This window comes from Streptomyces sp. NPDC050738, assembly GCF_040654175.1.
Classification (GTDB): domain Bacteria; phylum Actinomycetota; class Actinomycetes; order Streptomycetales; family Streptomycetaceae; genus Streptomyces.
On record NZ_JBFAHN010000003.1, the window covers coordinates 697,069 to 712,705 of the forward strand.

11 protein-coding genes are annotated in these 15,637 nt (G+C 71.2%); 3 read left to right on the top strand and 8 right to left on the bottom strand.

The annotated features are described in order from the left end of the window. Positions 1 to 21: 21 nt before the first annotated feature. From AB0H78_RS11410 to AB0H78_RS11425, 4 genes are all read right to left on the bottom strand, one after another. Positions 22 to 1,644 (bottom strand): serine/threonine-protein kinase, encoded by a 1,623-nt coding sequence (locus tag AB0H78_RS11410; RefSeq protein ID WP_363234040.1) that lies wholly within the window; start codon positions 1,642 to 1,644, stop codon positions 22 to 24. Between the two features lie 139 nt (positions 1,645 to 1,783). Beyond that, on the bottom strand, positions 1,784 to 4,153 hold the full coding sequence (locus tag AB0H78_RS11415) for a protein kinase (protein ID WP_363234041.1): 2,370 nt from the start codon (positions 4,151 to 4,153) through the stop codon (positions 1,784 to 1,786). 99 nt (positions 4,154 to 4,252) lie between these two features. Beyond that, positions 4,253 to 6,109 (bottom strand): serine/threonine-protein kinase, encoded by a 1,857-nt coding sequence (locus AB0H78_RS11420; RefSeq protein WP_363234042.1) that lies wholly within the window; start codon positions 6,107 to 6,109, stop codon positions 4,253 to 4,255. Between the two features lie 497 nt (positions 6,110 to 6,606). Next, positions 6,607 to 8,316, bottom strand: a complete 1,710-nt coding sequence (locus tag AB0H78_RS11425) for a glycerol-3-phosphate dehydrogenase/oxidase (RefSeq protein WP_363234043.1) — start codon at positions 8,314 to 8,316, stop codon at positions 6,607 to 6,609. A gap of 278 nt (positions 8,317 to 8,594) precedes the next feature. Between AB0H78_RS11425 and AB0H78_RS11430 the strand changes: the two genes are divergently transcribed. From AB0H78_RS11430 to AB0H78_RS11440, 3 genes are all read left to right on the top strand, one after another. Beyond that, positions 8,595 to 9,830, top strand: coding sequence for a nucleotide sugar dehydrogenase (locus tag AB0H78_RS11430; protein WP_363234044.1), 1,236 nt, complete (start codon positions 8,595 to 8,597; stop codon positions 9,828 to 9,830). A 66-nt stretch (positions 9,831 to 9,896) separates the two neighbouring features. Next, on the top strand, positions 9,897 to 10,409 hold the full coding sequence (locus AB0H78_RS11435) for a hypothetical protein (RefSeq protein WP_363234045.1): 513 nt from the start codon (positions 9,897 to 9,899) through the stop codon (positions 10,407 to 10,409). A 130-nt stretch (positions 10,410 to 10,539) separates the two neighbouring features. Beyond that, positions 10,540 to 11,247, top strand: a complete 708-nt coding sequence (locus tag AB0H78_RS11440) for a hypothetical protein (protein WP_363234046.1) — start codon at positions 10,540 to 10,542, stop codon at positions 11,245 to 11,247. A gap of 76 nt (positions 11,248 to 11,323) precedes the next feature. Here the strand turns inward: AB0H78_RS11440 and AB0H78_RS11445 are convergent, their stop codons facing one another. The 4 genes from AB0H78_RS11445 to AB0H78_RS11460 form a co-directional block, all read right to left on the bottom strand. After that, the gene (locus AB0H78_RS11445; RefSeq protein ID WP_363234047.1) at positions 11,324 to 12,451 is read right to left on the bottom strand and encodes a GuaB3 family IMP dehydrogenase-related protein; all 1,128 of its coding nucleotides are present in this window, start codon (positions 12,449 to 12,451) and stop codon (positions 11,324 to 11,326) included. A 105-nt stretch (positions 12,452 to 12,556) separates the two neighbouring features. Further along, on the bottom strand, positions 12,557 to 14,059 hold the full coding sequence (gene guaB / locus AB0H78_RS11450) for an IMP dehydrogenase (RefSeq protein ID WP_363234048.1): 1,503 nt from the start codon (positions 14,057 to 14,059) through the stop codon (positions 12,557 to 12,559). A gap of 114 nt (positions 14,060 to 14,173) precedes the next feature. Then, positions 14,174 to 14,761, bottom strand: a complete 588-nt coding sequence (locus AB0H78_RS11455) for a sigma-70 family RNA polymerase sigma factor (protein WP_363234049.1) — start codon at positions 14,759 to 14,761, stop codon at positions 14,174 to 14,176. A 242-nt stretch (positions 14,762 to 15,003) separates the two neighbouring features. Further along, a complete protein-coding gene (locus AB0H78_RS11460) occupies positions 15,004 to 15,615 on the bottom strand; it encodes a response regulator transcription factor (RefSeq protein ID WP_003948568.1) in 612 nt (203 codons plus the stop codon). Between the last annotated feature and the right edge of the window lie 22 nt (positions 15,616 to 15,637).

Below are 15,637 nucleotides of genomic sequence, written 5' to 3' on the forward strand. Positions count from 1 at the left end.
CAGAAGTGAAGCCCGAGACGGCTAGTTGGGCTGCCAGTACCGCAGGACGATGTCGAACTGGGCACGCGTCTTCGGCCAGTCCTTCACCGGGCTCGACATATAGATCGCGTACTCCACGCGGCCGTCGTCGACGGTGTACATCTGGTCGATCGCGCGGCGCTTGCCCGGGTGGTCCTTGGTCTCGGTCCAGGTGAACTCCCAGAGCGCGGCGGGCTGGTCGCGGAAGGTGTTCTGGTGCAGGGAGAGCCGGTCGTACTCCGGCAGGCGGCCCAGCTGGGGCTCCATATTGATCATGTGCCGGTACGGATTGGAGAAGTCCGGCGCATGGTCGACGCTGATCCGGATGCGGTGGGCACCGTTGTCCGGGGTGTAGTCGATCTGCTCGCCGTCCGTCTGCCGCGTCCAGCCGTCCGGCACGGCGAGGGTGACGCCGACCGGGTCCTTGGCCTTGTGCCAGCCGTTCGGGAGGCCGTCGGGGTTCTTCGCGGGCGGCGTCTTCTTCGGGCCGGTGGACTTCCCCGGGGTGGTCGCAGAGCTGGTGTGCGTGCCCTGCTTCCCGCCCGCCTCGCCCTTGTCGCCGCGGAGGTGCATCACTCCGTAGCCGACACCGCCGCCCACCAGCGCCGCGAGCACCACGACCAGCGCGGCCGTGCGCCAGGGGTGGCGCTTGCGGTCGGGTGCCGAGGGGGCGAAGGCCGGCGGTGCGGAGGGCGGCAGTTGGGCGGTCGCACCCTCCAGGAGCTCCTTGGGCACGTTCTGCGTGGGGACGTACGCCTGCGCCTGCTTGGGTGCCCGGCCCTCCATCGCGTCGAGCAGCATCCGCTCGGTCTCGGCGGCGCTCGGCCGGTCCGCCGGGTCCTTGCGGAGGAGGGCGGTGATGACGGGGGCGAGCGCGCCTGCCTGCTCCGGCGGCGGGGGTTCCTCGTTGACCACGGCCTGGAGGGTGGAGATCGGTGACGTACGGCGGAAGGGCGAGCGCTCCTCGACCGCCGTGTAGAGCGTGGCGCCGAGCGAGAAGAGGTCCGAGGCCGGTCCTGGGGCCTCGCCCTGGACGCGTTCGGGGGCGAGGTAGTCGATGGAGCCGACGATCTCGCCGGTACGAGTGATCTCCGAGTCGCCCTCGATCGCGGCGATCCCGAAGTCGGTGATCAGGACCCGGCCGTCGCGCGCGAGCAGGATGTTTCCCGGCTTGACGTCGCGGTGCAGCACCCCCGCGGCGTGCGCGGCGCGCAGCGCGCCCAGGACGTGCAGCCCGATACGGGCGGCTTCGCGCGGGGCGAGGGCCCCGGCCTCCTTGGCGACGTCGGCGAGCGACGGGCCGTCGACGTACTCCATGACGATCCACGGGCGGTCGTCGTACGGAATGACGTCATGGACGGTGACGACACCCGGGTGGTTGATACGGGCGGCGGCCCGCGCCTCCTTCTGCGTGCGCGCGTGCAGAACCGTGCGGTCGGCCTCCGATACGAACAGACCCGCCGTCAGCTCCTTTACGGCGACCGTCCGGTGCAGCACCTCGTCGTGGGCACGCCAGACCTTGCCCATGCCCCCGCGGCCGATCAGCTCGCCCAGCCGATAACGCCCGGCGAGCAGCAGATCGGCGCTTTCGGTGTGTCCGGTGTTCGTGTTCCGAGTGTGTTCCACGCGCCCTTGCCCCGTTCCTCGAAGGCCAGATTACGGAGGCGCGTTCGACCATGGAACCTCGGGTGGGGCTGTGATACCGCACTGTGACGCTTGCGGCGGCCGGAAATCGGCCGGGAATCAGGCGGGAATCAGGCGGGGTTCAGCCGCCTGCGCGGTAAGTGGTGCTCGCCTGCTGGTAGATCTCGGTGACTTTGTCCCGCTGCGCGTCGGGGCCGATGACCTGCACAATGTGGTACTTGCCGTCGATGATCATGGCGAGGTTGCGGACGTACACCTGGCGCCCGCTGCTGTCCTGCCAGCTGAACTGGCCCTCCGCCATGGCCTGCTGGCCCACGTCGATGCGGCGCAGCCCGCTCGCCTGGGACCAGGAGGAGTCGCGGAAGGGCTGCAGTTCGCGCTCCTTGTTGTTCTGGTACGCCATCGGGTCGCTGCCCGCGCCCTTGACGGTGTCGCGGCCGGGCACCACGACCAGCTCGAAGTCGCCGCCGAGGTAGCGGATCTGCCCGTTGGAATTGGCGGAGCGCCGCGTCCATGTCCTGTCGACGGCTATCCGGAATCCTGCGGGGTCGTTGCGCATCGCGTACCCGGCGGGGAGGTGCGCGCCGCCCTCGGTGGACGGGGTGTTCTGCGGCGGGGTTCTGCTCGCCGGCGGGGAGCTCTTCGAGGGCGAACTCCCGTCGGCGGGCGCACTGGGGCTGGGTTTGGGGGCGGGAGCGCTGCCCACCTTCTGCTGCCCGTCGTCGGACTTGGGCATGAACTTCACCGCGTACACCAGGGCCGCGATCAGCACGACGAGGACGACCACGAGCAGGATCCGCCCCAGCGAACGCGGCTTGTGCTGCGGCTTCTGCCGCTGCTTCTGCCTGCCGTGCTGCTGACGGTGGCGCCCGTGCGCGCTCACCGCCGGCGCGCGCGAGGTGCGCTTTCTGCGGACGACCTCGCCCCGGCGACGCACGATCGGGAGCTTCGTCGCGTCGGCGGCGGGCAGCGGCACGATCTGCTGTCCCGCGTCCGGTTCGGGCGCCGACCTGACGAGCGAGCGCAGCCAGCCTCGGAGCTCCTCGACGTCCGGGCGCTCGGTGGGGTCCTGGCGCAGGAGCGACTCGACGACCGGGCGCAGCGGACCGCACTCCTCGGCGAAGGCGGGCGGCTCGGCACAGACCAGTTGTACGAGCTCGGCTGCGCTCTCCTCGGGGTAGGGGGCGTGCCCCTGTACGGCCCGGTACAGCAGCGCGCCGAGCGCCCACAGGTCGGTCGCGGGACCGACGGGCGCGGCCAGCTGCCAGTTCTCGTGTACGGGGCCTGCCTGTTCGGGCGCCCACCGTTCGGTGACGGCCCCGACCATGGTGATCCGCGCCTGCCTGGCGCGCTCCGCGGCCAGGGGGGTGGCCGGGCCGCGGTGGGGCAGCGGCCTGCCGGCGGCCTCCGGCTCGTCCCAACGGCCGGTGGGCGCGGCGGTGTCCGGCCTGGGCTGCGCCCCGGGTCCTGTCGCCTGCCGCAGCTCGTCGGCGTGCATCCCGTCGCCGACTCCGGAGCGGGGGGAGGCCCCGTGCCAGCTGCCTGTGCTCTGGCCGCTGCCGCCGCCGCGCGCCTCCTCGCTCCAGCTGCCGGCCAGTTCGGCGCGGCGCGGGGGCGGGGGCAGGTCGGGTTGCGCGGTGTCCGCGGGGGCGTACGGGCTGCCCGCGCCGGCTCCGTATCCGGGCGGCAGGGCAGCGGTCGCCTCCGCGGCCCGTGCGGCGGCGCGGGCGCCCGCGCGGTACGCGGCTATGGCGCCGGCGCGCGCGGCGCGGGGGTCGCCGCCGGCCTGCTGCTCGACGGGCCGAGCCGGCGCGGTCTGCCCGGCGGCGACACCGGCCGTGCCGTCGCCCGCGTACTCACCTGCGCCCTCGTCGGCGCCCGCTTCCGCGTCCTCGGCCGGCGGGACGGGGTCGTATCCGCACAGCGCTTCCTCGGCCGCGCCCGATGCGAGCCCGGTGAGCACCACGCGCCCGTCGTCACAGACCAGCACGGTGCGGGCGGTGATGTTCCGATGGGTCCAGCCGTGAACGTGCAGTGCCCGTAAGGCGGTCAGCACGTCGGAGGCGATCTCGGCGGCCCGGTAGGGATTCAGCGGACGCTCGGCGAGGAGCGCCGCGAGCGGCCGTGCGGCGACCAGTTCGCTCACGATCCACAGCGAGCCGCCCTCGGCGAAGACGTCGAAGACCTGGTCGAGCCGGGGGTGGTCGGGGATCCGGGCGGCCGCCTCGGCGGCCTCGATGGCACGGCGTACGACAGGATCGGCCGCCCGCAGCGTGGTGCGTCCCGGCCCGAAGCCCTGCCGGGGTGCGGGAATTCCGCCCCCGTCGAGCATCTCCGCCTCGACCACCTCGGGCAACGGCAGCTGGCGCACCAGCACTTCCTGCCCGCTGTACGTGTCGAAACCGCGGGTCTCGACCAGCTCGAACGCATCGGAGGGCGGCAACGGCAACCGGTAGCGGTCGGCGAGCACCCGTCCCGAGTAGTCGTCCACGTCGCCTCCCCCCAGCGGCACGAAGTGGTCAATTTCGTTCGTTTACCGGCCTATTGCGGCTGCGTACGGTCCACGTGCTCTCACGATACGTGTCCTTGCTCAGTCCTTGGGGCTGAACGTCCTGAACGCCGTATCGCGCAGTGTCGAGCACGCGGGGCCGTCCCACTCGCCCGCCTTGCAGGTGATCATGATCGCGTAACCGTGCTTGGAGTCCACCTTGAAGCCGCGGTCCAGCACCCGCACCTGCTGGCCGCTCTGCTGCCGCTCGAACTGCCAGTCCGCGACGGTCGGGTAGCCGTTGTAGGAGACCGGCTTGATGGAGATGTGCCGGTAGTTGTTGAAGCTGCCCTTTATGTTGCCCTCCAGCTCGCGCCAGGCGTAGGCGGCGTCATCGGTCGGCCCCTTGTTGAAGTCGACCTGTATGCGCGGGAACTCACCGCTGCCGGTGCCGAATATCCCGCCCGAGCTCTCCCCCGCGACGCTGATGAGCTTGAAGTTCTCGGGCATGGCCATCGCGAAGTGGAAACGCGAGTTGGTCCGCATGACATACCCGTCGGGCAGCTCACGTCCGATCGGCGGCTGCCCCGAGGCCGACTTCTCGGGCGAGGGCGTCGAGGAACTGTCGTCCTTGCCCTGCCCGGTGCCCGTGCCGCCCTTGCCCTTGCCGGTGTCCTTGCCCGCGTCCTTGCCCTTGCCCTTGCTGTCGCTCCCGGCCGTCGCGCCGCCCGAAGACGACTGGCCGTCCGTGGACTTGCCCTGGTTGTCCTTGTCGTCCCCGCCGAGCGAGAGCGCCAGTATCGTCCCGAGCACCGCAAGCACTATGACGACCGCGGCGATCACCAGCGTGCGCCGCGGCACGACATCCGTGAGCGGGGCCCGCACAGGAGCGGGCCGCGCGGGTGCCTCGCCGGGAGCAGGCGCAGGGGCCGCCTTCTCGTTCCGTACGGACTTCAGCGCGCTCCGCAGCCGCTCGGCGGCCGCATCGGCGGTCTCCTTGGCCGACTTGCCCGACCTCGGGGGCTTCGCGGGCCGTACGGCCTTCGGCGCCGGAACCGGCGGCAGCGGGACCACCCGCGTCGCGTCGGCAGGCACCTCCGCCGTCTTCTCCGCCGCCTCGGGCGCGTTGACGATCTCGCTCAGCAGCGCCCGCGCACCCTTGTCGTCGAGACGCTGGTCCGGGTCCTTGGCGAGCAGTCCGTAGATGACCTCTTCCAGCGGGCCCGCGTTCTTCGGCGGGTCGAGCGGCTCGGTCATCACGGCGGTCAGGGTCGCGATCGCGGACCCCTTGTCGTACGGCGGCACGCCCTCGACGCTCGCGTACAACAGCCCGCCCAGCGACCACAGGTCGGCCGGCGGCCCCGGCTTGTGCCCACGGGCGCGCTCCGGCGAGATGTACGAGGGGGCTCCCACCAGCATCCCGGTCGAGGTGACCGAGGGGTCGCCCTCGACCTGGGCGATCCCGAAGTCGGTCAGCACGACCCGTCCGTCCTCGGCGATGAGCACATTGGACGGCTTCACGTCGCGGTGCAGGATCCCCTCACGGTGCGCGGCCCGCAGCACATCCAGGATGGCCAGACCGACTTCGGCGGCACGCCGGGGCGTCAGCACCCCGTCCTCGCGCACCCGTTCCGCGAGCGATCCGCCCTCGACGAGCTCCATGACGATCCACGGCCGGTCGTCCTCGTCCACGACGTCGTAGACCGTGACGGCTCCGCTGTTACGAATCCGGGCGATCGCCTTCGCCTCGCGCAGTGTCCGCGTGATGAGACGGCGCTTCTCGTCGTCGTCGATGGCTGAGGGGAACCGCAGTTCCTTCACTGCGACGGTGCGGCCCAGCGTCTCGTCCACGGCCCGCCAGACCGTGCCCATGCCGCCCTTGCCGAGCACCTCTCCGAGCCGGTACCGCCCAGCCAGGAGACGCCCCTCGGTGTCCTTCGCCTGCTCCGCCTCCGACATGCGTCCCCTCTGCGATCAACCCGCCCTGGCAGAGCGTCCATTGTCTCTCACTCCGCGACCGATGACGGCCCCGGGTCCACGGCCGCCCGCCGGAGCGATCCCAAGGTGGGTCATCATGCACCTGATCCACCGGACCCGACCCACCCGAAGGGGTCCCCGCCCCGTGTCCACGGTGCGGGATCCACGCCCCGCTCCGCTCGCGCCGATCCTGATGGGCGCCGTCCGCGCACCCTTGCCGGCCCGACCGGAGCCCCTGCCCCGGCCCGCCGCACCTTCCGTCCGATCCCCTGCGCAACCGCCCGGCAGGCGAACCTCTTCGGTGTCGGCCCCGCCCGCCACGCTTCGACTTCGCGTACCCCCCTCGCCGGCCTCAACACCTCCTGCGCCGCCCACCTGGACGGCCGCCTTCGTGCCGCCCCGGCCCCGGACGAGCCCCTCAACTCCCCTGCCGCCCAGGGCCACCACAGTCCCCGCGTCCGCCCAGAGCGGGTCCGCCCCTACCCCAACGGCACGATGTCGGGCGCCCCGAGCCGGGCCGCGTCCGCCGTCAGATCGTCCGGCTGCCGCTGCGACTCGCGCTCCGCCTCGACCCGCTTCTCGTAGTGCTCGACCTCCTTCTCGATCTGCTCCTTGTCCCAGCCGAGCACCTTCGCCATCAACTCGGCGGCTTCCCGTGCGCTGCGCGTCCCGCGGTCGAAGGTCTCGATCGAGATCCGGGTCCGCCGGGTCAGTACGTCGTCGAGGTGCCGTGCCCCCTCGTGCGAGGCCGCGTACACCACCTCGGCCCGCAGATAGTCGTCGGCGGCGCCCAGCGGCTCCCCCAGCGACGGGTCCCCCGCGATCAGCTCGAGGACCTCCTCGACCATCGAGCCGTAGCGGTTCAACAGATGCTCGACGCGCGCCACATGGAGGCCCGTCCGCACCGCGATCCGCGCTCGCGCGTTCCACAGGGCGTTGTATCCCTCGGCCCCGACCAGCGGCACGTTCTCCGTGACGCACTCGGCGACCCGCTGGTCCAGCGCGTGCACGGCCTCGTCCACCGCGTCCTTCGCCATCACGCGGTACGTCGTGTACTTGCCGCCGGCCACCACGACGAGCCCCGGCACCGGATGCGCCACCGTGTGCTCCCGCGAGAGCTTGCTGGTGGCATCCGACTCCCCGGCCAGCAGCGGCCGCAGCCCCGCGTACACCCCCTGCACGTCGTCCCGCGTCAGCGGCACCGCGAGCACCGAGTTCACATGCTCCAGCAGATAGTCGATGTCCGCGCTGGATGCGGCGGGATGCGCCTTGTCCAGGTCCCAGTCCGTATCGGTGGTCCCCACGATCCAGTGCCGCCCCCACGGGATCACGAACAGCACGGACTTCTCCGTGCGCAGGATCAGCCCCGTGGTCGAATGGATCCGGTCCTTGGGCACCACCAGGTGGATCCCCTTGGACGCCCGCACATGGAACTGCCCGCGCTCCCCGATCAGCGCCTGGGTGTCGTCCGTCCACACCCCGGTCGCGTTCACGACCTGCTTGGCCCGGATCTCGTACTCCCCGCCGGCCTCCACGTCCTTCACCCGGGCGCCCACGACCCGCTCCCCCTCCCGCAGGAACCCGATCACCCGCGCCCGGTTCGCCGCCAGCGCGCCGTACTGGGCGGCCGTGCGCACCAGCGTCGCCACATAGCGCGCGTCGTCCATCTGCGCGTCGTAGTACTGCAACGCCCCCACCAGCGCGTCCTTCTTCAGCGCCGGCGCCACCCGCAGCGCGTGCTTGCGCGTCAGGTGCCGGTGCGTGGGCAGCCCGCGCCCATGACCCGACGACACCGACATCGCGTCGTACAGAGCCACCCCGCTTCCCGCATACCACCGCTCCCACCCCTTGTGCTGCAAGGGATAGAGGAAGGCGACCGGCTTCACCAGATGCGGAGCCAGCCGCTCCAGCAGCAGTCCGCGCTCCTTCAGCGCTTCCCGCACCAGCGCGAAGTCCAGCATCTCCAGATAGCGCAGCCCGCCGTGGATCAGCTTGCTCGACCGGCTGGAGGTCCCCGAGGCCCAGTCCCGCGCCTCCACGAGCCCGGTCGCGAGCCCCCGGGTCGCGGCATCCAGCGCAGTCCCCGCGCCCACCACCCCCGCGCCGACGACCAGCACGTCCAGTTCCCGCTCGGCCATCCCGGCGAGCGCGGCCGCGCGCTCCTCGGGTCCCAGTGTCGCTGTCCTCACTGCTGCCTCCCGTAGATCGGGGTGGTGGTGGTCCGCCTCGGATCAGGTCCGCTCACTTCCGCACACCCACGATTCTGTCCGTACCCACCGACATCGGCCACCTCCTGTGGCTGTACCCCCCGGGGGGACGACCCCGGCGGTCCCGGCGTAACACTCGGACACCCCAGACCGGCCCAATCCCGCATATCGGTCATATTTACTCCTAACCTGACATAGCGATGTCCACAGGGGTTGCACGATGACCCCCCTCCGGCTATTGGGAAGGACGGCCCACCGCCATGCCCGCAGATCTCGCCGTCATCGGACTCGGTCACCTCGGTCTCCCCCTCGCCCAGGCCGCCGTAGCGACCGGCATCGACACCATCGGCTACGACACCGACCCACACCGCCTCGCAGGGCTCGCCGCCGACCGCACCCACCACGCGGACATCCGCCGCCTCCTCTCCGGCGGCTTCCGCCCCATCACCGATCCGGCCGAACTGGGCCGGGTGCGTACCGCCGTCATCTGCGCCCCCACCCCCCTGGGCGCCGACCGCGCCCTGGACCTGACCGATGTCGGCGACGCCGCCCGCGCGCTCGCCGCCCGGCTGCGCCCGCACACCACCGTCATCCTCGAATCCCCCGTCTACCCGGGCACCACCGAGGAATTCCTCCGTCCCCTTCTCGAAGAAGGTTCGGGCCTGCGCGCGGGCCGCGACTTCCACCTCGCCTACTCCCCCACCCGCCAGGACCCCGGCAGCCGCGCCCACACGTACACCTCCACCCCCAAGGTCATCGGCGGCCTCACCCCCGCCTGCACCGAATCGGCGGCCGCCTTCTACGGCCGCCTCACCGACAAGGTCGTACGCGCCCGGGGCCTGCGCGAGGCCGAGATGACCAAGCTCCTCGAATCGAACTACCGCCACGTCAACATCGCCCTGGTCAACGAAATGGCCGTGCTCTGCCACGAGATGGGCGTCGACCTCTGGGACGTCATCCGCTGCGCCGAGACCAAGCCCTTCGGCTTCCAGCCCTTCCGCCCCGGCCCCGGCGTCGGCGGCCACGGCGTCCCCATGGACCCCTCCTACCGCCCGCCCACCGGAGCCGGCGCCCTGCGCATGGTCGGCCTGGCCCAGGACATCAACAGCCGTATGCCGCAGTACGCGGTCCAGCGCTGCGCCACCCTCCTCAACGAGCACGGCAAATCGGCCCGCGGCGCCCGCGTCCTGCTGCTCGGCGTCACCTACAAGCCGGACCTCGCCGACCAGGAGGGCTCCCCCGCCCCCGAGATCGCCCGCCGCCTGATGGACCTCGGCGCCTCCGTCAGCTATCACGACCCGCACGTCCCCGACTGGCGCGTCCACACGGTCCCGGTCCCCCGCGCGGACTCCCTCTACGAGGCCGCGGCCGCGGCCGACCTGACCGTCCTGCTCCAGCACCACCGCACGTACGACCTCCAGGGCCTGTCCGTAAAGGCCCAGCTCCTCCTGGACACCAGGGGCGCCTCTCCGGCGGGCGCAGCGCACCGCCTCTGAAACCGTGTACGCTGCGGCGTTCACACCTCGCACACAAGTGCGTTTCTGTCCCTGGGGGGGACCTTCATGAGCCAGCCCACACCACCGCCGTCCGACCCGCAGCAGGGCACCCCGCAGCCGGGCGCCTTCGGCTTCCCGGCGGCCCCGGTCCCCGCACCGGCCCCGGCAGCCCGCCCCACCAACTTCGCGGGCGGCGTCCTCGCCGCCTTCGCCGTGGCGGTGTTCGGTTCGATCCTCTACGGAATCATCGCGAACGCCATCGACCGCGAGATCGGTTACGCGGCCGTGGGCCTCGGCTTCCTCGTCGGCCTCGCCGCGTCCAAGGTCGGTGGACGCAGCGTCTGGCTGTTCGTCTGGGCCGCCGTGTTCTCCATGGCCGGCACGTACTTCGGACAGCTCGTGGCCGTCGCGCTGGCCCTCTCCGACATGACGGGCGCGCCCTCGGTGACGGACATCTTCACGTCCCACTTCGGCGTCCTCAACGACGCCTGGAGCGAGGTCCTGAGTGCGATGCGCTACGTCTTCATCGCCCTGGGCGCGGTCGGCGCGTACGCAGGCGCCAAGAAGGCCAACGGCTGACCCGCACCACCACAAAGGGCCCGCAACGCACCGGCGTCGCGGGCCCTTTGCCGTGCCCGCGCACTGCCGTCCCCACAGCCCCCATTGATAGCTTGGCTCCTCACCACTACCTGTCCTCGGGGGATACGCCATGAGCCAGCCCTGGCAGCAGCCGCAGCAACCGCCGCAGCAGCCCCAGTCCAGCCCCAGCCCCAACCCGTACCTCCAGGCCCCCGCCCAGCCGCCCGCACCGCCGCAGATGCCGCCGGCGGCACCGCAGCAGGCGTACGGGTATCCGCAACAGCCCCCGCAGCCGATGCAGCCGGGCTACTCCCAGCAGCAGCAACAGCCCTACCCCGGCGGCTTCCCGCAGCAGCAGCCGTACCCCGGCGGCCCCCAGCAGCCCCGCTCCGGCAGCCCCGCGGGCGGCTTCTTCCTCGGCCTGCTGGCCTCCTTCGTCATCGCTGCGATCTACTCGGGCATCTGGTTCGCCATGTACAAGGACATGGACTCGGACAGCGCCGTCCGCGGCCTCTACTTCGGGCACGCCGTCATCAACGGCGCGCTCACCGGCCTGGTGGTCGGCATGGTGGCCGGCCGGAGCAACGGCGCCCACGTCGGCGCCGGGATCATCGCCGCGCTCGGCGCCTTCTTCGGCTTCACCAACGCGTTCGTCTGCATCATGCTCGACGCCCCGAACGGGGACTTCTTCCTCAAGCACAACCCCATGACCCCGGCCAAGGCCTGGTGGGCCACCGGCGGAGACGCCGGCGACCACCTGCTCGCCGTCCTCGGCGTCCTGCTCGCCGCAGGGATCGCCTGGGGCCTGGCCGCCGCGATGGGGCGACGCCGCTCCTGATCGCGGTCGTACGCGCACGACGAAGGGCCCGCACCGCCGAGTCGGCGGTGCGGGCCCTTCGTGCAGCCGAACAGCGTCAGCGCTTGTGCGTCGCGTCCGCCACCGTGACCTCGACGCGCTGGAACTCCTTGAGCTCGCTGTAGCCCGTCGTCGCCATCGAGCGCCGCAGCGCGCCGAAGAAGTTCATCGACCCGTCCGGCGTGTGCGAGGGACCGGTCAGGATCTCCTCGGTCGTCCCGACGATGCCCAGGTCCACGAGCTTTCCGCGCGGTACGTCCTCGTGCACAGCCTCCATGCCCCAGTGGTGGCCCTTGCCGGGCGCATCCGTGGCACGGGCCAGCGGGGAGCCGATCATCACCGAGTCGGCGCCGCAGGCGATCGCCTTCGGGAGGTCGCCGGACCAGCCGACGCCGCCGTCCGCGATGACGTGCACGTACCGGCCACCGGACTCGTCCATGTAGTCCCGGCGCGCGGCGGCCACATCGGCCACGGCGGTCGCCATCGGGACCTGGATGCCGAGCACGTTGCGCGTCGTGTGGGCGGCGCCGCCGCCGAAGCCGACGAGCACACCGGCCGCGCCCGTACGCATCAGGTGCAGGGCGGCGGTGTATGTCGCGCACCCGCCCACGATCACCGGGACGTCCAGCTCGTAGATGAACTGCTTCAGGTTGAGCGGCTCGGCCGCACCCGAGACGTGCTCGGCGGAAACGGTCGTACCGCGGATCACGAAGATGTCCACGCCCGCGTCCACCACGGCCTTGGAGAACTGCGCGGTGCGCTGCGGGGACAGTGCGGCGGCGGTGACCACACCCGAGTCGCGCACCTCCTTGATGCGCTGCCCGATCAGCTCTTCCTTGATCGGAGCCGCGTAGATCTCCTGGAGGCGACGCGTCGCGTTCTCCTCGTCGACCTCCTCGGCGATCTCGTCGAGCAGCGGCTGCGGGTCCTCGTACCGGGTCCACAGGCCCTCGAGGTTCAGTACGCCCAGGCCGCCCATCTCGCCGATGCGGATCGCGGTCTGCGGCGACACGACCGAGTCCATCGGGGCCGCCAGGAACGGAAGCTCGAAGCGGTAGGCGTCGATCTGCCAGGCGATCGAGACCTCCTTCGGGTCCCGGGTGCGCCGGCTCGGCACGATGGCGATGTCGTCGAACGCGTACGCCCTGCGGCCGCGCTTGCCGCGCCCGATCTCGATCTCAGTCACGATGTGTGGCCTTTCCCTCTACGTCTGCCGTTCCAGTATCCCCGACGCGCGCGCGGAAGCCCGCGGGCCGTCCGGCCCGCGGGCTTCCGCGTACGTCACTTCTTGCTAGCGCCTGGTGTAGTTCGGCGCCTCGACCGTCATCTGGATGTCGTGCGGGTGGCTCTCCTTGAGCCCCGCCGAGGTGATCCGGACGAAGCGGCCCTTGGACTCCATCTCGTCGACCGAGGCGGCGCCCACATAGCCCATCGTCTGGCGCAGTCCGCCGACGAGCTGGTGCAGCACGTTGGCGAGCGGGCCGCGGTAGGGCACCTGGCCCTCGATGCCTTCGGGGACGAGCTTGTCGTCGGAGGACACCTCGCCCTGGAAGTAGCGGTCCTTCGAGTACGAGCGGCCCTGGCCGCGCGACTGCATGGCGCCCAGCGAGCCCATGCCGCGGTACGACTTGAACTGCTTGCCGTTGATGAACTGCAGCTCGCCCGGGGACTCCTCGCAGCCCGCGAGCAGCGAGCCCAGCATCACGCTGTCGGCACCGGCGGCGAGCGCCTTGCCGATGTCTCCGGAGTACTGCAGACCGCCGTCGCCGATGACCGGGACGCCCGCCGCACGGGCGGCCAGCGCGGCCTCGTAGATCGCGGTGACCTGCGGGACGCCGATGCCGGCGACCACACGGGTGGTGCAGATCGAACCGGGTCCCACGCCGACCTTGACGGCGTCCATTCCGGCGTCGATCAGCGCCTGCGCGCCGTCGCGGGTCGCGACGTTGCCGCCGATGACGTCCACGCCCACGGCCGACTTGATCTTCGCCATCCAGTCGAGGGCGTTGCTGTTGTGGCCGTGCGAGGTGTCGACGATCAGGAAGTCCACGCCCGCACCGGCCAGCGCCTGGGCGCGGTCGAGCGCCTCCGGGCTGGCGCCGACGGCTGCGCCGACGAGCAGACGGCCCTCGGCGTCCTTGGCCGCGTTCGGGTACTGCTCGGCCTTCTTGAAGTCCTTGACCGTGATGAGGCCCTTGAGGATGCCCGCCTCGTCGACCAGCGGAAGCTTCTCGATCTTGTGGCGGCGCAGCAGCTGCATGGCGTCCACGCCGGAGATGCCGACGCGACCGGTGACCAGCGGCATCGGCGTCATGACCTCGCGCACCTGGCGCGAGCGGTCCGACTCGAAGGCCATGTCCCGGTTGGTGACGATGCCGAGCAGCTTGCCCGACGGGTCGGTGACCGGGACACCGCTGATGCGGAACTTGGCGCAGAGCGCGTCGGCCTCGCCGAGCTTGGTGTCCGGGCTGACCGTGATCGGGTCGGTGACCATGCCGGACTCGGACCGCTTCACCAGGTCGACCTGGTTGACCTGGTCCTCGACCGACAGATTGCGGTGCAGTACGCCGACGCCGCCCTGACGGGCCATGGCGATGGCCATACGGGCCTCGGTCACCTTGTCCATCGCGGCGGACAGCAGCGGGATGTTCACACGTACGTTCCGCGAGATGAGCGACGAGGTGTCGACCGCGTTCGGCAGCACTTCAGATGCGCCGGGCAGCAGCAGCACGTCGTCGTATGTCAGCCCGAGCGTCGCGAATTTCTCGGGCACTCCGTCGACGTATGCAGTCATGACACCTTCCCCAAATGGCCTTGATCGGTGCGGATGTCCATGCTAACGGGCTCCGGGGGTGTCACATTCCACGATCAAGATCACAGAAGAATCCTGGAGCTTCCTACGGCTTCGCTACTGCTCGGCCAGGGCCCTCAGCCGACTGAGCGCCCGGTGCTGTGCGACCCGCACCGCGCCCGGGGACATGCCCAGCATCTGCCCGGTCTCCTCCGCGGTGAGACCGACGGCGACCCGTAGCACCAGCAGTTCGCGCTGGTTGTCGGGGAGATTGGCGAGGAGCTTTTTGGCCCATGCCGCGTCGCTGCTGAGCAGCGCCCGCTCCTCAGGCCCCAGGGAATCATCGGGCCGCTCGGGCATCTCGTCCGAGGGCACCGCGGTCGAACCGGGGTGGCGCATGGCCGCGCGCTGCAGATCGGCGACCTTGTGCGTGGCGATCGCGAAGACGAAGGCCTCGAAGGGACGTCCGGTGTCCTTGTAGCGGGGCAGCGCCATCAGGACGGCGACGCAGACCTCCTGCGCGAGGTCCTCCACGAAGTGACGAGCATCACCGGGCAGCCGGCTGAGCCGGGTGCGGCAGTAACGCAGCGCGAGGGGGTGGACGTGCGCGAGAAGATCATGGGTGGCCCGCTCGTCGCCTTCGACGGCACGGTGGACGAGGGCACCGATCGGCCCCTGGGCACCCGCAGCCTCGTCGTCGCGCATCGGACCATGGTGCACGGGCGCGGAACCATCCGCTGCACCGCGTCCGTAGTTGTGCACTGAAGCGTTATGAGCAGGTGCGCCGGAACTCATCTCCTGCGCCCTCCCCTCTCGCTGGCCCTGCTCGCTCGACTCGTTCCCGAGGAACTCCACACCCTCAAGGATGCGGCATCGCGCGGGAAACGTGGTGTGCGGGCGTCCGACGCACCTCCGAAGAGGTACGCCGACCGCCCGCACCAGCGCATTCAGCGCACCAGACCCCAGCGGAAACCGAGCGCGACGGCGTGCGCGCGGTCCGAGGCGCCGAGCTTCTTGAAGAGCCTGCGCGCGTGCGTCTTGACCGTGTCCTCGGAGAGGAACAGTTCGCGGCCGATCTCGGCGTTGGAACGGCCGTGGCTCATGCCTTCGAGCACCTGGATCTCCCGCGCGGTGAGCGTGGGCGCCGCACCCATCTCCGCCGAGCGCAGCCGCCGGGGAGCGAGCCGCCACGTCGGGTCGGCGAGCGCCTGGGTGACCGTCGCGCGCAGTTCGGCACGCGAGGCGTCCTTGTGCAGATAGCCGCGGGCACCGGCGGCGACCGCGAGCGCGACACCGTCCAGATCCTCCGCGACGGTCAGCATGATGATCCGCGCGCCGGGGTCCGCGGAGAGCAGCCTCCGCACGGTCTCGACGCCGCCCAGACCGGGCATGCGTACGTCCATCAGAATCAGGTCCGAACGGTCGGCACCCCAGCGGCGGAGGACTTCCTCGCCGTTGGCGGCCGTCGTCACGCGCTCGACGCCGGGCACGGTCGCGACCGCGCGGCGGAGCGCCTCTCGGGCAAGCGGGGAGTCGTCGCAGACGAGGACGGATGTCATGGCCGCCCTCCGCAGCTGATGC